The organism is Bradyrhizobium sp. 41S5, assembly GCF_011516665.3.
GTDB classification, from domain to species: Bacteria; Pseudomonadota; Alphaproteobacteria; order Rhizobiales; family Xanthobacteraceae; genus Bradyrhizobium; species Bradyrhizobium quebecense.
Genome location: NZ_CP083721.1, coordinates 7,381,806 through 7,402,607, shown reverse-complemented (window position 1 = coordinate 7,402,607; position 20,802 = coordinate 7,381,806). Strand labels below are relative to the sequence as shown.

General features: G+C 60.1%; 13 protein-coding genes and 7 pseudogenes. 7 read left to right on the top strand and 13 right to left on the bottom strand.

The annotated features are described in order from the left end of the window. The first annotated feature begins 245 nt into the window (after nucleotides 1-245). Genes HAP47_RS35545 through HAP47_RS35535 form a run of 3 tightly spaced genes read left to right on the top strand, consistent with a single transcriptional unit; the run spans nucleotide 246 to nucleotide 2,476 of the window. On the top strand, nucleotides 246-398 hold the full coding sequence (locus HAP47_RS35545) for a hypothetical protein (RefSeq protein ID WP_224497196.1): 153 nt from the start codon (nucleotides 246-248) through the stop codon (nucleotides 396-398). Then, nucleotides 373-2,307, top strand: coding sequence for a recombinase family protein (locus tag HAP47_RS35540; RefSeq protein ID WP_210285309.1), 1,935 nt, complete (start codon nucleotides 373-375; stop codon nucleotides 2,305-2,307). Before HAP47_RS35545 ends, HAP47_RS35540 begins: the two co-directional genes overlap by 26 nt. A gap of 7 nt (nucleotides 2,308-2,314) precedes the next feature. After that, nucleotides 2,315-2,476, top strand: a complete 162-nt coding sequence (locus tag HAP47_RS35535; RefSeq protein WP_173643939.1) for a hypothetical protein — start codon at nucleotides 2,315-2,317, stop codon at nucleotides 2,474-2,476. Nucleotides 2,477-2,482: 6 nt separating this feature from the next. On the opposite strand, the pseudogene istB reads toward HAP47_RS35535, so the two are convergent. The 3 genes and pseudogenes from istB to HAP47_RS35520 form a co-directional block, all read right to left on the bottom strand. Continuing rightward, nucleotides 2,483-3,121, bottom strand: a pseudogene (gene istB / locus HAP47_RS35530) (IS21-like element helper ATPase IstB); the annotation flags it as partial. Between the two features lie 11 nt (nucleotides 3,122-3,132). Then, nucleotides 3,133-4,671, bottom strand: coding sequence for an IS21 family transposase (gene istA / locus HAP47_RS35525; protein WP_173643975.1), 1,539 nt, complete (start codon nucleotides 4,669-4,671; stop codon nucleotides 3,133-3,135). A 234-nt stretch (nucleotides 4,672-4,905) separates the two neighbouring features. Continuing rightward, nucleotides 4,906-5,130, bottom strand: a complete 225-nt coding sequence (locus tag HAP47_RS35520) for a hypothetical protein (protein WP_166071942.1) — start codon at nucleotides 5,128-5,130, stop codon at nucleotides 4,906-4,908. A gap of 377 nt (nucleotides 5,131-5,507) precedes the next feature. Between HAP47_RS35520 and HAP47_RS35515 the strand changes: the two genes are divergently transcribed. Beyond that, nucleotides 5,508-6,032 carry a Fic family protein gene (locus tag HAP47_RS35515; protein WP_231168597.1) on the top strand — a complete coding sequence of 175 codons (525 nt, stop codon included), beginning with the start codon at nucleotides 5,508-5,510 and terminating at the stop codon, nucleotides 6,030-6,032. A 374-nt stretch (nucleotides 6,033-6,406) separates the two neighbouring features. On the opposite strand, the gene HAP47_RS35510 is transcribed toward HAP47_RS35515, so the two are convergent. The 6 genes and pseudogenes from HAP47_RS35510 to HAP47_RS35485 all read right to left on the bottom strand — a co-directional run bounded on the left by HAP47_RS35510 (nucleotide 6,407) and on the right by HAP47_RS35485 (nucleotide 11,992). Continuing rightward, a complete protein-coding gene (locus HAP47_RS35510) occupies nucleotides 6,407-6,520 on the bottom strand; it encodes a TIR domain-containing protein (protein WP_231169030.1) in 114 nt (37 codons plus the stop codon). 957 nt (nucleotides 6,521-7,477) lie between these two features. Beyond that, nucleotides 7,478-8,314, bottom strand: coding sequence for a hypothetical protein (locus tag HAP47_RS35505; protein WP_224924213.1), 837 nt, complete (start codon nucleotides 8,312-8,314; stop codon nucleotides 7,478-7,480). 212 nt (nucleotides 8,315-8,526) lie between these two features. Then, nucleotides 8,527-8,883 carry a hypothetical protein gene (locus HAP47_RS35500; RefSeq protein ID WP_224924214.1) on the bottom strand — a complete coding sequence of 119 codons (357 nt, stop codon included), beginning with the start codon at nucleotides 8,881-8,883 and terminating at the stop codon, nucleotides 8,527-8,529. A gap of 2 nt (nucleotides 8,884-8,885) precedes the next feature. Further along, complete coding sequence (locus HAP47_RS35495) at nucleotides 8,886-9,299, bottom strand: hypothetical protein (protein WP_173643932.1); 414 nt, start codon at nucleotides 9,297-9,299, stop codon at nucleotides 8,886-8,888. Nucleotides 9,300-9,556: 257 nt separating this feature from the next. Next, a pseudogene (locus tag HAP47_RS35490) lies at nucleotides 9,557-10,715 on the bottom strand (IS3 family transposase). Between the two features lie 149 nt (nucleotides 10,716-10,864). After that, nucleotides 10,865-11,992: pseudogene (locus HAP47_RS35485) on the bottom strand (IS3 family transposase). Nucleotides 11,993-12,495: 503 nt separating this feature from the next. Between HAP47_RS35485 and HAP47_RS35480 the strand changes: the two are divergent. The 3 genes and pseudogenes from HAP47_RS35480 to HAP47_RS35470 all read left to right on the top strand — a co-directional run bounded on the left by HAP47_RS35480 (nucleotide 12,496) and on the right by HAP47_RS35470 (nucleotide 15,141). Then, entirely contained in the window at nucleotides 12,496-13,737 is a 1,242-nt protein-coding gene (locus tag HAP47_RS35480; RefSeq protein WP_173643933.1) for a cytochrome P450, read from the top strand. Nucleotides 13,738-13,851: 114 nt separating this feature from the next. Beyond that, entirely contained in the window at nucleotides 13,852-14,127 is a 276-nt protein-coding gene (locus HAP47_RS35475; RefSeq protein ID WP_224924215.1) for a hypothetical protein, read from the top strand. 49 nt (nucleotides 14,128-14,176) lie between these two features. Then, a pseudogene (locus tag HAP47_RS35470) lies at nucleotides 14,177-15,141 on the top strand (IS481 family transposase). Between the two features lie 1,164 nt (nucleotides 15,142-16,305). Here HAP47_RS35470 and HAP47_RS35465 read toward each other — a convergent pair. The 4 genes and pseudogenes from HAP47_RS35465 to HAP47_RS35450 form a co-directional block, all read right to left on the bottom strand. Further along, nucleotides 16,306-16,896, bottom strand: a complete 591-nt coding sequence (locus tag HAP47_RS35465) for a hypothetical protein (protein ID WP_166071931.1) — start codon at nucleotides 16,894-16,896, stop codon at nucleotides 16,306-16,308. A gap of 1,098 nt (nucleotides 16,897-17,994) precedes the next feature. Further along, a pseudogene (locus tag HAP47_RS35460) lies at nucleotides 17,995-18,087 on the bottom strand (IS5/IS1182 family transposase); the annotation flags it as partial. A gap of 219 nt (nucleotides 18,088-18,306) precedes the next feature. Further along, a pseudogene (locus HAP47_RS35455) lies at nucleotides 18,307-19,548 on the bottom strand (IS701 family transposase). Between the two features lie 116 nt (nucleotides 19,549-19,664). Continuing rightward, a pseudogene (locus HAP47_RS35450) lies at nucleotides 19,665-20,777 on the bottom strand (IS3 family transposase). Between the last annotated feature and the right edge of the window lie 25 nt (nucleotides 20,778-20,802).

The following is a 20,802-nucleotide window of genomic DNA, read 5'->3' as shown; positions in this document are numbered from 1 at the left end:
GGACGGACGGCGGCGGGGGGTTCGGATCGCGTCGACGGATCTTACCGAGACGTCGATCGCTTTCCGCCCGAACGCGGCCGACCTGCCGCGCATCAGTGTACGGACGCTGATCCCATTGATGCAACATTTGAGCGCGAGTCTGAGCCTTCTCGACGAGAAGGTGATTCGCGATGACCCACCGACCGCTCCCAGGTCGCGTTGCGTATCGACCCCTGCCAACGTTGGCAAATCCATCCGGCCGTCCGATGGCCGACATTCCGCGCCTCTGGCCGAATCTGTCGACCGCGACGCAAACCCAGATTGCTCAAACGATCGCCGCGCTGATGCGGCGAATGCAAGCGATCCCCGGCACGCCCGGAAGGGGACTGGGTCGTGCTGATCAGCTCGACCGTCGCTGACGAGCGGCTCACGACGGCTCACCGAGCCAAGTTGGCCTATGTCTACGTGCGGCAGTCATCCGTGAACCAGGTGCGCCAGCATCAGGAGAGCACCGAGCTGCAGTACCGCCTTGTCGATCGCGCCATCGGTCTGGGCTGGCCGCCCGAGCGCGTCCAGGTGATTGACGAGGATCTGGGCAAATCCGGTGCTGGCGGCGTGGACCGTCATGGTTTCCAGAAGCTCATTGCCGAGATCGGCCTTGGCAACGCCGGTCTCGTGGTGAGTCTCGACGCTTCGCGCTTGGCCCGCAATAACCGGGACTGGCATCAGCTTCTCGAACTGTGCTCGGTATTTGGCGTGCTGATTGCGGATGGCGAGCGGCTTTACGATCCGCGCGCCTATCACGACCGCCTGCTGTTGGGCCTGTCCGGCATCATGAGCGAGGCGGAGCTGCATCAGCTTCGGATGCGCCTTCACCAAGGGGAACGGCAGAAGGCGGCGCGGGGCGAACTGCGGCTGCCGCTGCCGGCCGGGCTCGCCTACGATCGAGCGGGCACAATTGTTCTCAATCCGGATGAGGAGGTGCGCGCCCGTCTTCATCTCGTGTTTGCTAAATTCCGGGAACTGCAAAGTGCGCGCCGTGTGATGCGCTACTTGGACAGGAATGGATTGTCCTTGCCGGTTCGGCCGCTGCTTGGACCTTCTCCACACGAGATCGTCTGGCGTGCGCCAGATAGCACACGCGTCCTTAATATCCTTCAGAATCCGGCCTATGCTGGGGCGTATGTTTATGGCCGCCGGCAAAAGGACCCGAGCCGATGCCGGCGGGGATCGCTGACGGGAACGGTCAAGGTAGCGATCGCGGATTGGGCGGTTTGCCTCCACGCCGCTCACCCAGGCTATATCAGCTGGGAGGAGTTCATGGCCAACCAGGGGCGATTGGCAGATAACGTCTGCCGCTATGAGGCAGGTCACTCTGGCGTACCGCGCAAGGGGGCAGCCCTGTTACAAGGAATTGCGGTCTGCGGTCGTTGTGGACGGCGCATGAGCATGCGCTACACGGGCCCGAATGCCGACTATCCGGTCTATTGCTGCCGCTCGGATCGGGACCAGCAAGGCAGTGCAATGTGCCAGGAAGTCCGGGCCTTGGCGGTTGACGCGCTGGTCGAGCGGATAGTCCTCGACGCCCTGGTGCCGGATCAGATTGAGATCGCACTCGCAGCCGCGGGCCAACTGGAGCAGGAGAGCCGTCAGCTCGAGCGCCAGTGGGCGCTTCGCGTGGAGCGCGCCCGCTACGAGGCCGAGCGCGCTCGGCGCCAGTATGACGCCGTAGAGCCCGAGAACCGTCTTGTGGCGCGCTCACTTGAGCGGGCTTGGGAAGAGAGGCTGCGTGTCGCAGAGGCGGTCGAGCAGGAGCATGCGCGTTGGCGCGGGCAAGAGCCGCTTCTGATTGGCCCGGCGGAATGCGCAGGGCTACAAGCGCTCGGCGAGAACCTGCCGCGGATTTGGAACGCGGCCACCACGTCGGCAGCCGATCGCAAGCGCATTCTGCGATTTGTGATCCGCGAAGTCGTTCTTGATCAGAAGCGGACCCGAGGTCAGGTGTGGCTCAAGATCGTCTGGCAGACCGGTGCAACCAGCGAGCATCACGTGCAACGGCGCGTTCAGACATACCGTGATTACATCGACATTGATCGGTTGCGGCAACGGATCGTCGAGTTGAATGCTGAACACAAAATGGATGCCGAGATCGCGGCAATACTCAATCAGGAAGGCTTCGTCGCGGCTCGAGGCTGCCGCCTTCAAAGGCGAGAATGTCTGGCTGTTGCGTACCCGCTGGGGCATTCCCACCGTCAAAATCAACGGCGTGGACAAGAATCCGATGCGCTGGCCCGATGGAAGCTTCTCAATTCAGGGCGCAGCGGCTGAGCTTGGAGTGACCCCGCAGACGGTGTTCGATTATCTCGCGCGGGAATTGCTGGCAGGTCGTCAGTTAGCCAAAGGCCAGCCATGGCAGATCGAGCTCTCAGACGACCAAATCCGTCAGCTTCGCAATCGGGTACGACGCACCAAGCGTTCGAAGAAGGAGGCATCATGAAGTCATCGGCTCGCCGATCAGCGCGTGCCATTGATCGACGGGAAGCTGGCTGGTGACGATGGTGGAGCGGTGGCCGTAGCGGTCCTCGAGGATCTCCAGGAGGTCGTGGCGGGCCGCGGCGTCGAGCGGCTCGAGACCCCAGTCGTCGAGGATGAGGAGATCGACGCGGCCGAGCGCGCGCAGCAGGCGGGGGTGGCGGCCGTCACCGCGCGCCAAGGCCAGATCGCTGAACAGTAGCGGGACGCGCTGATAGAGCACGGAGCGATTGTCGCGGCAGGCTTTGTTGCCGAGCGCCGAGGCGAGCCAGCTCTTGCCGACGCCGGACGGGCCACAGATCAAAAGATTGGCGTGGTCGTCGATCCATTGGCCTTCGACCAGCATCGTCAAGAGGCTGCGGTCGAGGCCGCGCGGGGTGCGATAGTCGATGTCCTCGATGCAGGCCTGCTGGCGCAGCTTGGCATATTGAAGCCGCTTCGACAGTCGCTTGTCGCGTCGCAGCGACGCTTCACGTTCGAGCAAGAGCGCAAGCCATTCGGCGTGACCGAGGCTGGCGGCCTCGCCGCCGGCTTCGATGTCGGCGAAGGCCTTGGCCATGCCGTGAAGGCCGAGTTGATGGAGCTGATCGAGGGTTGGATGGGTGAGCAAGGCGTGATCTCCTAATTGTAGTAGCGCGGCCCGCGGATGTTGGGATGGAGGATCGGCGCGTCGTCCGCGGAGCGCTTGGGTGAAGGACGCCGATCAAGATTGTTGGCGAGGATCGATTTGACCGAACCGTAAGTGCGCGCGCCGATATCGATCGCCCGCATGGCGGCGGCATCGAGCCGCTCTTGCCCGTAGGAGCGGGCCAGCCGGATGATGCCGAGGCAGGCGCGGAAGCCCTGCTCGGGGTGTGTGCGTTCATCCAGGATCAGATCACACAGCGCCGCGGTGGCCGGTCCGATCGTGGCTGCATCCTTGCGGATGCGCTCGATGGTCCAGCCGGCGTAGCGCCGATGACTGGAGGCCATGTGCTCCGGTACGGTCGTGTGCTTGTGGTTGCCGCTCACGCGTTGATGCGCGGCGATCCGCTCGCCCTTGTGGAAAATCTTCACGGTGCGGGCGGTGAAGCGCACCTCGACCTCGGCTCGGACGAAGCGATGCGGGACGCTGTAGTAATGCGCCTCGACCTCGACGTGATAGTCGATGCTGACCCGGCAGATCCGCCACTCGGCGAACACGTAAGGGCTCTCCGGCAAGACCTTCAGTGCCGGCCGGTCGATCTCCTCCAATAGCTTGCGGCGGGTGACGCCGAGCCGCTGGATCGGCCGCTCCTCGTTGAGACGGGTCATTAACTCGGCGATCGCCGCGTTGACCTCGGCGAGGCTGTGGAAGATCCGGTGGCGCAGCCGTCCGAGCAGCCAGCGCTCGACCATGAGGACCGCCTGCTCGACCTTGGCCTTGTCCCGTGGCCGTCGTGGCCTGGCCGGCAGAATGGCGGTGCCGTAATGCGCCGCCATATCGGCGTAGCTGCGGTTGATCTGCGGATCGTAGAGGCAGGCCTTGATCACCGCGACCTTGGTGTTGTCCGGCACCAGCAGTGCCGGCACGCCGCCGATCGCCTCGAAGGCGCCGACGTGCCCGCTGATCCAGTCGGCGAGGCCCTGCGTCCAGGTCGCCTGCGCGTAGGTGAAGCTCGATGCGCCGAGCACCGCGACGAAAATCTGCGCGGCGCGCCGCTCGCCGGTGAGCCGGTCGATCACCACCGGCACGCCGTCGCCCGCATAGTCGACGAACAGCTTCTCGCCAGCCGCGTGCGACTGGCGCATCGTCACCGACAGCCGGCCTTCCCAGGCCCGGTAGAGCTCGCAGAACCGCGAATAGCGATACCCGCCGGGTTCGCCCGCGATGTACTCCTCCCACACAATCGACAGCGTCACGTGCTTGCGCTTGAGCTCGCGATGCACCGCCGCCCAGTCCGGCTCGGCCTGCCGCCGATGGCCCCGCCGGGTGCCCGGACCGGCTCCGGCGCTGGCGAACAACCGGGCCTCCAGCACCGTGTCGGTGACGTCGTCTGGCAACGGCCAGGTCAGCCCCGCCGCCTCGAACCGGCGGATCGTCAACCGCACCGTCGAAGGGGCCGTGCCGACCCGCCGCGCAATCTCGCGGGTCGGCATCCCGGCCGACTTCAATCTGATCACATCGCGCACATGGCGCATCGCAAACCTCTCCGTCGGCATCCAGGTCCCCCTTCGCAAAGCCGAAAGGCGGGACCGTATCGGAGCCAGAAGAGGCCTCGTCACCCCGGGCGACATCATCCCGGAATGGTGGGCGAGATCATCTCGGAATGGTGGGCAAGATCAAATCGGAACGGTGGGCGAGATCATTCCGGAATGGTGGGCGACATCGAGCGGAATCAGCACGCACTCGACACCGCGCCGCTCCCGGCGCCCCTAGCGATCGATGATCCCGGTAAGGATGGCTTTGACGCGCACGGAGACGGCCATGCAATTTTGTGCGGCTTTGATGGACTTGAGCCTTCCCGGATCATTCTGTGCGATGTTGGGATCAGATAGGAGGCGCTGCAGCCGGACGCGGCGCCATGCCTGCACATGGCGGAGGCGCGGCAGGATCGCAGGCCGTGCGAAAGCGTCGATCCGCTCAAAGCTGGTCGCCACGGCCTGTTCCCTCCAGGTCGCAGACTAGCGCAATCCGCCGCACGGATGGAAGAGGAGCCTGTGATTTTACGGACTGACCGCTCCGGTCGCCGCCAATTGCAACCTTCCGTTGTTGGGAGGTCACATCAGGCAAGGGACGTGAAGTCCGCCTGTCGTGAATTCGGACAAACTGATGGCGGCAGGACGGATACTTTGGCGTCGTCAAAGACGACAGCGGGCTTCGATATGTGACCTACGTGGTCGCGAGGGCCGATACGGCCGAAGCCGTAAAGGCTTCGTCGGCAGCCGGCGCAGGCGAAGCAGCGACCTCGAATCTCGAACTCCGCGAAGCCGACTGGAAGCGGCCTTGGCCATGGCGAGCTTGTGGCGATAGAACGATGACCGGAATAATCCGCTGGCGCACCGAACAGGCAGGTTCAATACAGGTGGTGTCGGGGACCCTCGGCCGCGAACGTGTTCACCTTGAAGCGCCGGCTGCCAAGCGGCTTCAGACCGAGATAAAGGCGTTTCTGGACTGGTTCAACACCGAGCAAGGCCAGGCCCCTGTTATCACGGCTGCACTTGCGCATCTGCGGTTTGTGACCATCCATTCCTTCGAGGACGGCACCGGACGAATAGGGCGTGCGATCGCCGATTTGGCACTCGTGCGTTCCGAACAAAGCACGCGGCGCTTCTACAGCATGTCCAGGCAAATCCGGAAGGAGCGCAAGTCTACTACGACATCCTTGAGCGAACCCGACGTAGCACGCTCGACATCATCAATTGGCTCGACTGGTTTCTCGGTTGCCTGGGTCGGGCTTTCGACGGCGCTGAGACGATCATCGGTAGCGTCTTGCAGAAGGCAGCGTTCTGGGAAAAGCATGCCACGAGCGACCTCAGCGATCGCCAGCAACGGATGCTAAATCGGCTGCTCGACGGACTTCCAGGGAAAGCTCACTTCGTCGAAGTAGGAAAAATTGCCAAGCTCTCGCAGCCGACCGCAACGCGCGACATTAATGACTTAATCAAGCGGCATTCAAAAGACGCCGCAGGCGGTCGCAGCACCAGTTACTCCCTTGGACTTAGCGATGCAGATCAAACTGATCAGCCTACCTAGCCGCGCCTGGGTCGCGGCCAATCACCCCCTCATCGCCGGCATCGATCACGTCGAGCATTCTTCAAGATTGATGCACGATCGAGGCTTACCTAAGCTGTAAGAACAGCCTTGGTATCGAAGGGGATTTTCATGTGATACATTTCGCGTGCAAGCTCAGTCTTCAAGGAAGTGCCCGGGCCGTTAGGAAATATAGGCAATGCCATCAAGGTCGGATGGCTTCTCCACCGTCGACTTCATAAGCGCAGCCACATTGGCTGCCCCAAACTTCCCGATAACGAAGCCGAGTTCGAACACGACATTCTGCCGCGCCCGCGATCGAAGGCCTGCTTCCGTATCCACAATACCGCTCGCGACCAACGATCCAAGGCCTGTTTGACAGTATACAGTTGCGGCTACCCATCTGATGCTCTGCTAGAATCCCCCGCAAGGGACGTATGCAAAAGGAAAGCGCCCCGCCCTTTCGGACGGGGCGCTACGGCGGCGCGGACTTGGGGTCAAGGCCAGATCTGGCCGCCGAATCGTTGCTCCGGATATCATACCGTAGCCAGGCTCCCTGCGGGCGCGAGATGTTATTTTGATGCTGATTAGGCGATGCTGAACAGATTTTCGCGGTGGCCGCATCCGGGGGCCATAGCCCACCCAAGTGCATCGGCCGGATCAAGATCTACCTCTTGGACAACGGATCTGGCCCTAATCAACACGTCGTTCGCCGAGCGTCAGAACCTTACCAAGCGCATATTCACCCCGCCTGACGCGTCCCTAAGAAGTTGAAAACCATTGTCACGCATTCTGGCCATTTTTGTTCTAAAATTTTTTGCCGGACTGATAAGACGCTTGTCGCTACCGCGGCGAAGGCTTCTGGCTTGGCTGGGAGGATGTGCTGACGCGGATCGACAAGTGGACCGTCCGGGGTTGCGTCGCGTGTGCAAGAAGCAGGTAGGAAGCCAGACAATCTCAAACTGAGGCACAGGCGCTTGCCGAATTTTCCCGGAATCAGCCTTGGCGACGCCTCGACCAATACGGCGCTAGTTTTCATCCAGAGATAATTTTCAGCTTTGGTGCACCTCTTCGACAACTGGCGCTGCAAACAACAAACTTGTCCAGCCGACCAGACGTTTGGATTAAATGCCAGGGAGTGAATAGCCGACTAGGAGCCAGACATCGCCTGCTCGAGCGACCGGCTATCAAGACTTCTCGGAGAAAAACACCACGGATAAGGCGCTGGTTGATTACGGCAATCTGAGTCCTGACCTATGGCCCCGAGAGCCAGACGCTGAAATCATTGCCATACCAGCCACGCTGCGGCATAATCGCGAGGGTACCGTCGAGCGCCGCACCTCCGTTCACCACGAGGCGGCTGAACGCACCAGTATCGTTCACTGCGAGCTGCAAGCGCCCGGTGGACGTTTGCAGATAGCCCCCATTCACCGTTATGTTGTTGTCACGACCATCGATGAGCGGCGCGACAGCCCCGCTATTGGTGAAGCGGCCATCGGTATTGAGCAGATAACTGCCGTTACCGGACAGGGTTGCGTGTTGCGCGACAGTTGCGTCGTACACTTCGTGATTGCCAGTAAACAACGCGACGCCGCCGAACAACTGCAGCGACAGGTTGTTGCGTCCAATGATGTTACCTTCATAGCGGGTCGCAAAGCTTGCGTCGGGCTGTCCCGTTGTGTGACCATTCGTGTCAGGCGTCATACCGAACGTCAATTTGGTCAGGCGCGGCGAACCCTTCTCGTCAAGTTGGGCGTAATCAGACAGGATGTCCCCTGACAGCGTTGCGCCACGCATCACGTTGATCTCGCCCACATAACCACTGTTCGACACGTACATCGCGGCGTAACTGCCAGCCAGGCGCCCGGTCAGATCGAATGTGTTGACGAGCGGACCGTCGATTTCGTTCAGCATCGGGGCCGCGCTATTGCCAATCGTGCGAATATACGAGCCACGATATTCACGGTGATTGCCCATCGTATTGTTGCCAAAGTCGAAGCTTGCTGCGATGCCATGCTCGCCGAGCGCCTGCACGTCGCCACGCTGAGTAAGCGAGTGACCCTTGCCATAGGCGAACATCGCCGTCCGCATGGACGCGGGTCCCCGGCGGGATTGTTATCCGATTGGCTTCGCCATCGACGCGGATGCCAGCGCCCCCCGGTCCTTCCGAAAGCAGGCCGGCGCGCTGGACCACAGTGTTGTCGCGGCCATAGACATGCAGCCCCAGTCCGAGCATCGCCGTGTTGTATGTATTTGGGCGATACGCGGTTCCTTCAGTGTTGCGAGCGAAGAAGGGGTTATCGCTAATCAGACTCTGACCGTTGCCGCAGATGGAGTAACCGAACAACTTGCGCCGATCGATGGTATAGCCGATATCCTGCAACGCGGCCAAACTCCGCCTCCATGAAGGGTGTGTAATTCCGGTATCGCTGGTGGCTCATTAAGCTGTTCTTGAGCTCGCTATGCGAGACGAAGGCTGCATCCGGCGACGCGTCCTCATGCATCGCCTGCACCGGAATACCGGGCATGGCGCCGGCCAGCACTTCACTCATATGCTTCCCGGCGAAATAGCCCGCGGCGCAGGTCGAAAACGTTGTCAGCTCGCAGGTTGGCGCAGCCGGAGCAATAGATCGCTTGTCCCGGCTTGGCTTGTTTGCCATTGTCATCGTGCAAATGGTCCGTCCAGCCATTTATCGCTTCGGGCGAAATGCGGCGATGCTTCGTAGCCGTCAATAGTACTGGCGATTCCCATCTGATGGGCGATTTCATGAATCGTAACGGGTGCGAGACCTATCTTTCGCGTCATCGGCAATTGCGAAGGGATGTATGCTTCGGCTGAAAACCCCATCTGTCCGATCGCAACCATGCCAAGCGCCCCGTAGGTCAGCGAGCCGCCTCGTGAGTGCGCCTGCACCTTGTTGCCGCCATCGGGTGACGATTGGATAGAGGCCCATGCGTTGTCAATGGCAATCCCGGCGACGTTGACGATGGCCGGCGATTGACCCGGTATGACCTTAATGATTTCAGCCCAATACTGAATCGCAGCCAGTGAATGATCTATTTCCCATTGCGGCAAATTCCGCAGTGCGCGCTGCTCGTCACCTGGGCCACAACAAAAAGGGCCATCTCCGACACCGAATATCCGCGCCCGTATGAATGGCACGCCGTTCGAATCGGTGACATCGTAGGTTTCAACGGCCGCGCTGGGCGATGAAATGGACCCGCGGAGCGGGGCCGCTTGAGCCGGTTTGTTAGTTGGAAACTGACCGCTCCTGATTACTTCCTATCACGCTGCCAGAGACACTGTCTGCTGCTGTTGCTGTGGGCATGTGGTCAACGCGTCAGCGTTGTCCACCATTCCACAGCCTTCGCGGCCTGCAACCGTTTGCGCCAGACCGCCATCGGCGTGCGATAGCCGAGCGCCTGATGAAGGCGACGATCGTTGTAGAAGGCGATCCAGCTCGCGATCCCTGCCTTGGCCTCGCGGCCGTCGGCATAGCCCTTGAGATAGATGTCCTTATGCTTGAGCGACCGCCACAGCCGCTCGATGAAGACGTTGTCCATCCAACGACCGCGGCCATCCATGGAGATCTTGATCCCTGCGCCCGCCAACGCGCCGGTGAAGGCCGCGCTGGTGAACTGGCTGCCTTGGTCGGTATTGAAAATCTCCGGCCTGCCGTACTTCGCCTGCGCCCCTTCCGGAGCCGCCACGCAGAACGAGACGTCGATCGTGTTCGATAATCGCCACGCCAGAACCGCACGGCTCGCCCAGTCGATGATGGCGACGAGATAAAGAAAAGCCACGGCCGATGGGCAGATACGTGATGTCGGCGGCCCACACCTGGTTCGGTCGGTCGATCGTCATGTTGCGCAACAGATAAGGATAGATCTTGTGGCCCGGCGCCGGCTTCGTCGTGTTCGGCTTCGGTCCCAGCGCCGCGATGCCCATCTTGCGCATCAACCGCTGCACGCGCTTGCGATTGACCTGAAGCCCCTCAGCCTTCAGCATTGCGGTCATTCGCCGCGAGCCCAGGAACGGCCAGGCGATGAACAGCTCGTCGATCCGCCGCATCAGGGCAAGGTCGTTGTCGTTGGCCGGCCGGTAGACCCCGGAGCGCGCGATGCCAAGCAACAGGCATTGCCGACGGGATCGACAGCGCCTTGTCGGCGCGATCGAGCATTCCTCGACGGTCCGGCGTGCTCATCTTCCGGACCTCCGCGCTAAAAAATCGCGCTCGACCGTCAGTTGTCCAATCTTGGCGTGCAGCTTCTCGATCTCGCGTTCGCGCGTTTCCTCGCTCTCGCGCCCGACACCCGCATCAAAGGCCCGCGCCGCATGGTCCAGCAGTTGCTTCTTCCAGGCATAGATCTGGTTCGGGTGAACCTCATAGCGCTGGGCCAGATCGGCCACCGTCGCCTGCTCCCGCACGGCTTCCAGCGCAATCTTTGCCTTCAGTGCCGCGTCGATCTTGCGTCTCGTCTTCGTCGTCATCAAGAGCTGGTCCCGGTTGTTTGGACAGGGCCCCGCGAAAATTAAGTGGATTCCTGCCGGGTTATGCTGAACGCGGGGCTTTACGATTTTGCTGTGGCGTCGGGAGGGCGTAAGCCCGACCAGATCCGCAGCAAAATCGTTGGCGACGATCATGCGGCCGTCACCATCGTTTGCGCGCCGAAGTAAGCCTCGTCGGGCGTGCGTTCGTCAAGGCTCGAGTGAGGACGTCCTCGATTGTAGAACGCCAGATATTTGGAAATCGATGCTCGCGCCTCGAGCACGCTGTCGTAAGCACGCAGATAGACTTCTTCGTATTTGACAGTGCGCCACAGCCGCTCGACGAACACGTTGTCGCGCCAGGCACCCTTGCCGTCCATGCTGATGGCGATGTTCGCGTCCAGCAGCACGCCGGTGAAGTCGAGGCTGGTGAACTGGCTACCCTGATCCGTGTTGAAGATCTCGGGCCTGCCGTGCTTCGCCAACGCCTCCTGGAGCGCTTCGACGCAGAATATCGTCTCCATCGTGATCGATACGCGATGGACCAATACCCTTCGGCTGAACACATCGACGACCGCGGCGAGGTAAACGAATCCACGTCGCATCGGAATGTAGCTGATGTCCATTGCCCAGACCTGGTTCGGCCGCTCGATCTTCAATCCGCGCAATAGGTACGGGTAGATCTTCTGGCCCGGTGCGGGCTTGCTCGTGTTCGGACGGCGATAGATCGCCTCGATCCCCATGCGCTTCATCAGCGTCGCGACGTGGCGGCGGCCAACCTGCATGCCCTCACGCTGCAACAGCGATCGCAGCATGCGCCCCCCTGCGAAGGGATAATCGAGGTGCAGCTCATCGAGCCGGCGCATCAAGACAAGTCCTCGGCCGAAACCGGCCGAGGTTCATAGTAAACCGTACTGCGGGCAAGGTTCAGGACCTTCGCCTGGCGCACGACAGACAGATCATGGTCGCGGTCGATCATCGCTTTGCGCTCAGCAGGCCCGCCTTGGTGAGCGCGCCGGACAAAAAATCGTTCTCCAGCGCAAGCTCGCCGATCTTGGCATGTAACGCTTCAAATCGACCGGCGCCTCGGCCGGTCCGTTGTCCTGCCCAAACACTCCGGCGGCGCCTTCCAGGAGTTGGGACTTCCAGGTCGTGATCTGGTTCGGATGGACATCAAACAGTTGCGCCAGCTCGGCCAACGTCTTCTCCCCCTTCACGGCCGCCAAAACCACCTTTGCCTTGAATGCCGGAGAATGCGTCCGGCGACTCCTCTTCGTCATCTTCGCTCCTGTTTCGCGGCAAGAATCCTCGCCGCTCTCAGGCAGAAAATCCACTCAAGCTACTGTCCGAATTTGCGGAGCCAGCTCTTCATGCCCTCCGTTTATCAAACGGAGCGGCCCTTTTCCAACTTAACCTCTGGTCCCAAAATCGGGGTCCATTTCAGTAATGAATTGAGGGGGCGGTCCCGAGCCGCCGAAGATAGCGAGGTTAGCCGTTTTCAAAGAAGGATCACATTGCGTCCTTTTCGATAGCTCGAGCAGTAATGCGGCTGCCATGACGCGACGCCTGTCTACCAGTGATAGTTTCTCATCGATCCACTGGAACAGATTGATTTAGAGAGTCAATGCGATCCTGACTGCCAATAATGGTAGGGGGTGGTTGCGTAAACTTTGCGATACCGTGTCGAACGACAACCCCCAACAAGACGCTACGGCAGCTCGAAACCTGAAATCGCTAAATGGATCCGTGAGCTCTCGAGCGAGCAAGATCTGCGGAGACGGTCATGGAAACTCGATTGGCAGACGTTGGAGCCGACGATGCTTGCAATATCCCGCTGAGCAATCTGGACGTAAGCGAAGCAAAGCGTTTTCAAGATAATAGGATATGGAGCTGCTTCGAGCGGCTGCGAAGGGAGGATCCCGTTCATTACTGCCAAGACAGTCCTTATGGTCCCTATTGGTCCCTAACGAAATACCGAGATATCCTGGCGGTAGATGCAAATCATAAGGTATTTTCGTCAGAGCGAGGAGTCACGATTATCGATGTGCCTGATGAGCACTGGACTCAGAGTTTCATCAAGATAGGTCCTCCCAAACATCGCGAGCAGCGCGATACAGTAAGTCCGATAGTTGCACCGGAAAATCTGACAAAACTCGAAGGCTTAATTCGCTGTCGGGTCAGGACGATTCTGGACGGCTTGCCGCGCAATGATGCGTTCAATTGGGTGGACATGGTCTCCATTGAGTTGACGACGCAGATGCTCGCCACACTATTCGACTTTCCATTTGAGGATCGACGGCTCTTGACCTATTGGTCGGACATAGGTGCTACAATTCCGAAAAAAGGTCATGCTGTCGATAGCTGGGACAAGCGAAGCAAAATCCTGTTCGAGTGCCTGGACTATTTTACCCGTCTTTGGAATGAGCGCATCAATGCCGAGCCTCGCCTCGACTTGATTTCCATGATGGCGCATTCTCCTGCGACGCGCCATATGGATCCGATGGAGTTTCTCGGGAATCTGATTCTGCTGATCGTGGGAGGCAATGACACTACGCGCAATTCGATCACCGGGGGGCTCCTGTTCATGAACCGGTATCCCTCCGAGTTGCGAAAACTACGCAATAATCCCAAGCTGGTGTCGAGCGCTGTGTCCGAGATTATTCGATATCAGACACCCATCGCACATATGCGCCGGAACGCCGTGGTCGATACCATCGTGGGTGGGAAACGAATCAGGCAAGGGGACAAGGTCGTCATGTGGTACATCTCTGGTAACCGCGACGAAGAGGTCATCGAGAATGCGAGTAGCTTCGTGATCGACCGCAAGAACGTGCGGCAGCATCTTTCGTTCGGTTTCGGCATCCATCGTTGCGTTGGTCGACATCTTGCGGAACTGCAGCTGAGAATCCTGTGGGAGGAAATGTTGAATGCGGGGCTAGAGGTCAAGGTTGTCGGCGAGCCCGAGCGGATTGCGTCAAATTTTGTGCACGGTTATTCCGTGCTTCCCGTGCGGATCGCAGCTTAGGCCGTGATGCTCTGGATTGGGAGCTGACACCCGCATCACGGTTGCGTTCTTTTTGGCCAGTCTCGCTGCTCCATTGGTACCTAATCGGCGTCGATCGGTACTAAGGAGCTGCTCATGGGCACGGAGCTCCGTGAGCGCTGGTGCCTGGCCAAGCCCTTTGCGATGCCGGCGCCTTTAAGGAACGTCTTCGATACGTTAGACGATGAGCTCAATATTGAAGATTGCAGCGGTGGGAGCGCTTTTGCTTGGAGAAGCGCTTTCGATAATCGCGGAGTTGATTGCCTCAAAGCAGTTTGGAAAGGCGGGCATCTGACAGCGCTCCTGCCGATGTTCCTGCTGATATCCCTCGGCGGTATCCTGCTCGTCTGCGGATACGCACTAGGTGTTTAGTCCCGGGCTTTGATGGTGCATTCTTGTCGCACGATTCGAAGGATGCGCTATGGGACAAGTTTTACACGGCTGCGCCACCACGACGGAGGCAGTCCGTCGAGCAATACAAAATAGTCAAGAGAGCCTGAGAGCACTCGCCAAGCGCTACGGGATCAACCAGAAGACTGTCGCGAAGTGGAAGCAGCGCGAGACGTCGCCGATCGTTCGACAGGCCCCAAGGAAGCCAACTCGACAGTCCTTTCCATCGAGGAGGAGGCGGTCATCGTCGCTTTCCGGCGGCATACACTGCTGCCGCTCGACGGTTGCCTCTATGCCCTGCAGCCGACCATCCCGCATCTGACGCGGTCGTCCCTGCATCGCTGCCTCCAACGCCACGGCATCAGCCGATTGCCGTAGGTTGAAGGCGGCAAGCCTTCGAAGAAAAAGTTCAAGGCTTATCCGATCGGCTATTTCCACATCGACATCGCTGAGCTCCAGACCGCCGAAGGCAAGCTCTACCTCTACGTCGCAATCGGTCGCACCAGCAAGTTCGCCTTCGTACAACTGGCTAGGAAGACGGGAAGGACCTCCGCCTCGGCCTTCCTCGAAGCTCTGATCGCGGCTGTCCCCTACAAGATCCATACGGTTCTCACCGACAATGGGATCCAGTTCACCTTCTTGCCGCGCTACGCGGACGGCCCGACGGCAAGATACGTGACACATATGTTCGATATGCGCTGCCAAGAGAATGGCATCGAACATCGGCTGACCAAGATCAAGCATCCCTGGACCAATGGCCATGTCGAGCGCATGAACCGCACGATCAAGGAAGTGACCGTCCAACGCTACCATTACGATCGACACGATCAGCTCGAAGCTCACCTTGCCGACTTCATCACCGCCTACAACTACGCTCGGCGGCTGAAGACCCTGAAGGGCCTCACACCCTACCAATACATCTGCAAATGCTGGACTTCCCAGCCAGAACGATTCAAACTCAATCCGCTCCAGCAAATGCCGGGACTAAAAACCTAGGCTACATGCATCTGAAGAATATTTGGATAATCATCTCCATCTCGGTGGGAGCAAGTTTAGTGGTGGAACCGAGTCTCACGCTTCTGCTCTTTCGAGATGTGCCGACGGCTGGTTCGCTGATCGGGCTGGTGCTTGGCGCGCTTGGTACGCTCGCAGCGCTATTCCTATGACCGTATTCTGAGAAGGCGTAAGATGGGCGGCAGTTCAGCATGAGTCAACTTTGAAAACGTTGCGCAAGATAGGTTTTGCTCAATTCGAACGCGAGAAAGAAAATATGTTTTAACGGACGTTCTGCATCTAGTTGGGACTGGCGCATGATCGTTGGCTCCGCTCCTCTGCAGGAGCAGACTTGCGTGTCATTCCCAAAGAGCGGGGCTTATGCGGCAGCCAAAGGTCTCTCAATCGATATATCTCGGGTCGTTTTCCCTCACCACAACAATTCAGTCCGATCTGAGAGACTGTAAGCGGCAAAGAGACTGAAAGAGACCTCGTCTGGTGGAGTGGGTGGGTTACCCTTACGCTTCAAGCACATTACCAACGGCTGGCAAAACAGGATGAGACACTTATGCCATGGAACCACGCCGCCTGAACGGCCTCAGTTTGCCGCTTACCGCTGGGCTTCGCTGCGCATAAAGACGATCGCCCACTGGACGCCGCCGTGTCGGCTATTGGCGCCTCCATATTTGCTCGCGCGGGTGGGCTCCGGATCGACTAAAAAAGCTGTTCCGCCGTTGCCGGGAGAGCCCGCAAGTGCGCTTGAGCAACAGCAGCCCGATCATGAAGTGCGTCGCGAAATCCGGCCAACATTCTCGCGATAAGCGGCACGACTCGCTGTCGATCCAATCCCATCGATCTGGCCGGCGAGCAGAACCAATTCGCGCTTTGCTGATCCGGTCCAGCCTGGCCCAGAACAGATCGCCTGATCCCATCGTTGGGTACATCTTCGGCGCATCCCTCCTCGGACGTGGATAGGGAGACATGCTTCATCCGCGAAGGGCGTTTGGAAAGCGGAATTGCGAGGTTCTGAGGCTCAAAGCCTCAGACCCTCGCATTCTCAAAGCAGCCTGCAACAAGAATTGCCGCTCTAACCCGGTTGCTTAGCTCTGGCGACCATGTAACAGGCAGGACGCTAGCCACGGGCTGGTTCAGTCATCGTCTGCAATCTCACCCTTGCCGCGTAAGTCTGACGAACCCTCCTTCGATTAATTCGGCTTTGTGCAGCTTGCCGTCGAGCGCGATGGTTGTTGGGTGGTTAGGGGTAGGCATGTAACCCGCCTCGCGCAGCTTCTCGATCAGGGCCAGCGGGGCCCACTGCTCCGGCAGCGGGACGTTGCGACGGCAGGTCTCCCGGAAGAATGCTCCGAAATCCGGTACGCCCTGCGGCCCCTCGCCCATCCTCTGGTCCTCCGGAGGATTGTGGATGAGACGAGTGCCGCTGGTCGGGTCCTGCGTGGCCGTATAGCGGTGACCCCGGATCTCGTAGGACATCGTCGGCTGGTCCGCGTCCGGCAAAAGACCGTGGTGGGACAGTCTCTCGATCATTCGTTGCGGGGCGGGTTGAGAACCATGGGAAAATCTCTCGGGAACCGCCCATGAGACATCATATGTTTCCTCAGGGGCAGCCGATGATGGCCCCGCCTCGTTCGTCCTTGCTTCATCCAGGAACTGACGAAGGTAATCTTCATCCTCTTGATTCCAGGCGTACTCCTCTGGGGACCTTGACGGCCCGGCACCGCCGATTCGGTTGAAGTCCATGCTGCTCTCCTTGTTGCCTTTGGGAACATGGTCTCTTGCAGGTCCGCCCAATGGATAGCTCAGCGTCAGCAGTTCCTTCGGCGAGAGACCCGATTGCTATGGTAGGAGAGTCGGCTGTCCAGAAGCTGACGAGCTGCCAGGAAAGCAGCTATGTCAACTCGCATGCTGTGGCCTGCCGCACCTAGGCACTGACGCTGATATCCGTCATATCGGATGTAGGAGAGGCGGCGGCTCTGCCGCGTTCGCGAGGTTCTCCCTCGACTTCGCTTGTCTGGCCTCGAGCCGCTTCATATCATCGATGATGGCTTTGATCTTCCCGCCGGCTTTGATGGCAGGCAACAGCTTTCCAAAGTTCCACACTTGATGCGCGTGGGCGGAAGCTTATCCTATCGAAAGTTACCATCTCTGTTGAATGGTCAGAGTTGCGTCAGCGGTGAATAGCGATCGCAGCGCGAGAGGTTTCCATGTACCCGCGGCGGGGAATGTTGTGGCCTTCCGCAGATAAAGGCGCCTGCATAGCTGCCGGTTCTCAAGGATTGCCGTCACGGCGGATGCCGGCGCGGGCTGCAAGCATATCGTTATGGCGGCCGCGGTCATGATGCGGTTGACTATCCCGCACCTGTCGATTTGGATTTCCTTGTGAATCCGAGAGAACGCTTTTCGTCAGCCAGGCGGCCCATCTAGTAGGCTGCACATTCTCACTGATCGGAGATGGAATATGACCGGCATTGGCCGACCAGATAAATCGCCCGTTGGGCCTACAGGAGCGGACAGCACGTGGAGATCGAGCGGTTCGCGCTCGCAGTACGATCTCGCCCCAGGGGAAGGTGGCCAATCGTTCGACTCCGTCGTCGAGCGTATGCGCTCCGGGCCTCAAGATAGAACGGCGCCGCTCGCCGGCCAACCGCGAACTTCGGGTGGCGCAGTCCCCATTTCCTCGAGTGGCGACGATGTCAATGCAGCAGAGCGAATGGATAGCCTGCTTAAGGAACTTGATGCTTGCCGCCATGCGGCTATGCAATGTCGGAACTCGTCTGAGGCGCAAGACTTGATCGATCAGCTCGTCAAGGCCGGCTCAACTGTCCTGGACTACTACGCATTGTCGCGCCCAGCGGAGCCCTTCTGGTCGGGGCGACCTATAATCAGCGGCGCCAGTTCCCAAGCAGCGTCGCTCAATGCCAAACGGTCCATCACACCCAAGACTGCCTCCCCAAAAGCAGCCTTGAATCTGATTTGCGCCTAAAAGGGAATCCCTAGAGTCCACACCACCTAGTCTTACTGCGTCATAAGCGTAGGCGACGATTGACGTTTTGCTGTCGGCGTCGACAACACGGGCATCGTTGCAAGGTCTTGATGATTGCGTCGGCCAGCCGCCTGCGCATGGTTGCGATCGAATTTGGAATGTGACGCTCAGGCCGCAATGGCGGATCCTCTGGGTCTGTAACCGTCGGGAACGGCAAGTTGCGAGAAGAGAGCGGTGCAGCGAGGTGCTGAGGGGGGAATCGTCTCTCGTTCGGAGATCAGGAATCCGTAGGCTGCGATGCAGAGCGTTGCGTGATGATGGAGGCCGCGCCAGCCGCGCCCCTCAAAGTGCCCGAGCCCGACCTCCTGCTTCAGCTCCTGATAATCGCGTCGATGCGCCAGCGCAGTTTGGCCAGATCGACGAGACGGGCGAAGCCAATATTCTCCGGCAGAGTTGAGAGCCAGTATTTTGTCGGCTCCTGTTCTCCCTTCGGCCATTCGATCAACAGCCATTCTTCCGGCCAAGGTTCGCTGCGGTTGAAGTCGCGATGGGCAATGCGAATGCGCAGCCGCGCAAAACGCGACTTGAGGAGCACATTGCTTCCCTCGCGCCAAGTGATCGTCCGCCACGCCTTGGCCGGAAGGCTAAGGCAAAATCCTTGACCTTGACCGGTTGGTGCTTGGCATCACGGCGTAGCTGTTTGGTCGGCCGGCCGCGGCCCCGGACGTAAGGTTTGGGCGGCAAAGGCCCGGTGCCGGGCGCCCACACGGTGGTGTTCGACAGGATGCCAGCGACGTAGGGCAGCCCCAGCGCCGTGACGGCTGTGCGCAGATCGATGTGCGCGCCATAGCCCGCATCCATCAGCACGACGCGCGCGGCAAGCCCGCCGCACAGGCCGCGCGGATCTGATCGAGCGCGATCTCCGGCTTGGTCTGAAAGCCGATCTTCTCGGGCACGCCTGCCTTCTGGCGGCGGGCAGTGTCAGAGGCCCAGCTCTCCGGCAAATACAAGCGATAGGCCACCGGCAGGCTCGCATGAGCATTGGCCAGCGACAGCGACACCGCGACCTGGCAATTGTCCTGCTTGCCGAGCTGGCCGCAATACTGCCGGGCCACGCCCACCGAAAGCGTGCCCTTCTTGGGAAAGCCCGTGTCGTCGATGATCCAGGCCTCGATCGGCCCATGCCGCTCGATCGCCGGCAGAACCATCTGGCGAACTTTGGCCAGCACCCGCTCGTCCGACCAGCGCCCCTCACCGACAAAATGCAACAGAGACCGGTGCTGCGCCGCCGTTCGCTCTGGTGCCGTCACCGCAGCCATCGGCTCCACGCTCTTGCGCTCGCACGGCAGCATCAGGCCTTGACGGTAATCCCGCAATGGCTTGGCCCGGTCGGCGTGACCGATTGAAATGGACCCGCGGAGCGGGGCCGCTTGAGCCGGTTTGTTAGTTGGAAACTGACCGCTCCTGATTACTTCCTATCACGCCGCCAGAGACACTGTCTGCTGCTGTTGCTGTGGGCATGTGGTCAACGCGTCAGCGTTGTCCACCATTCCACAGCCTTCGCGGCCTGCATCCGTTCGCGCCAGACCGCCATCGGCGTGCGATAGCCGAGCGCCTGATGAAGGCGACGATCGTTATAGAAGGCGATCCAGCTCGCGATCCCTGCCTTGGCCTCGCGGCCGTCGGCATAGCCCTTGAGATAGATGTCCTCATGCTTGAGCGACCGCCACAGCCGCTCGATGAAGACGTTGTCCATCCAACGACCGCGGCCATCCATGGAGATCTTGATCCCTGCGCCCGCCAACGCGCCGGTGAAGGCCGCGCTGGTGAACTGGCTGCCTTGGTCGGTATTGAAAATCTCCGGCCTGCCGTACTTCGCCAGCGCCTCTTCCAGAGCCGCCACGCAGAACGAGACGTCGATCGTGTTCGATAACCGCCACGCCAGAACCGCACGGCTCGCCCAGTCGATGATGGCGACGAGATAAAGAAAAGCCACGGCCGATGGGCAGATACGTGATGTCGGCGGCCCACACCTGGTTCGGCCGGTCGATCGTCATGTTGCGCAGCAGATAAGGATAGATCTTGTGGCCCGGCGCCGGCTTCGTCGTGTTCGGCTTCGGTCCCAGCGCCGCGATGCCCATCTTGCGCATCAACCGCTGCACGCGCTTGCGAACGGCCAGGCGATGAACAGCTCGTCGATCCGCCGCATCAGGGCAAGGTCGTTGTCGTTGGCCGGCCGGGGCGGCCGGTAGACCCCGGAGCGCGCGATGCCAAGCAACAGGCATTGCCGACGGGATCGACAGCGCCTTGTCGGCGCGATCGAGCATTCCTCGACGGTCCGGCGTGCTCATCTTCCGGACCTCCGCGCTAAAAAATCGCGCTCGGCCGTCAGTTGTCCAATCTTGGCGTGCAGCTTCTCGATCTCGCGTTCGCGCGTTTCCTCGCTCTCGCGCCCGACACCCGCATCAAAGGCCCGCGCCGCCTGGTCCAGCAGTTGCTTCTTCCAGGCATAGATCTGGTTCGGGTGAACCTCATAGCGCTGGGCCAGATCGGCCACCGTCGCCTGCTCCCGCACGGCTTCCAGCGCAATCTTTGCCTTCAGTGCCGCGTCGATCTTGCGTCTCGTCTTCGTCGTCATCATGCCCTCCGTCTATCAAACGGAG

Coding starts and splice junctions, on each gene's coding strand:
- HAP47_RS35480 (WP_173643933.1), top strand. CDS start 12,496: ATGGAAACTCGATTGGCAGACGTTGGAGCCGACGATGCTTGCAATATC.
- HAP47_RS35515 (WP_231168597.1), top strand. CDS start 5,508: ATGACCGGAATAATCCGCTGGCGCACCGAACAGGCAGGTTCAATACAG.
- HAP47_RS35500 (WP_224924214.1), bottom strand. CDS start 8,883: ATGGCAAACAAGCCAAGCCGGGACAAGCGATCTATTGCTCCGGCTGCG.
- HAP47_RS35545 (WP_224497196.1), top strand. CDS start 246: ATGGCCGACATTCCGCGCCTCTGGCCGAATCTGTCGACCGCGACGCAA.
- HAP47_RS35465 (WP_166071931.1), bottom strand. CDS start 16,896: ATGGACTTCAACCGAATCGGCGGTGCCGGGCCGTCAAGGTCCCCAGAG.
- istA (WP_173643975.1), bottom strand. CDS start 4,671: ATGCGCCATGTGCGCGATGTGATCAGATTGAAGTCGGCCGGGATGCCG.
- HAP47_RS35505 (WP_224924213.1), bottom strand. CDS start 8,314: ATGCGGACGGCGATGTTCGCCTATGGCAAGGGTCACTCGCTTACTCAG.
- HAP47_RS35475 (WP_224924215.1), top strand. CDS start 13,852: ATGGGCACGGAGCTCCGTGAGCGCTGGTGCCTGGCCAAGCCCTTTGCG.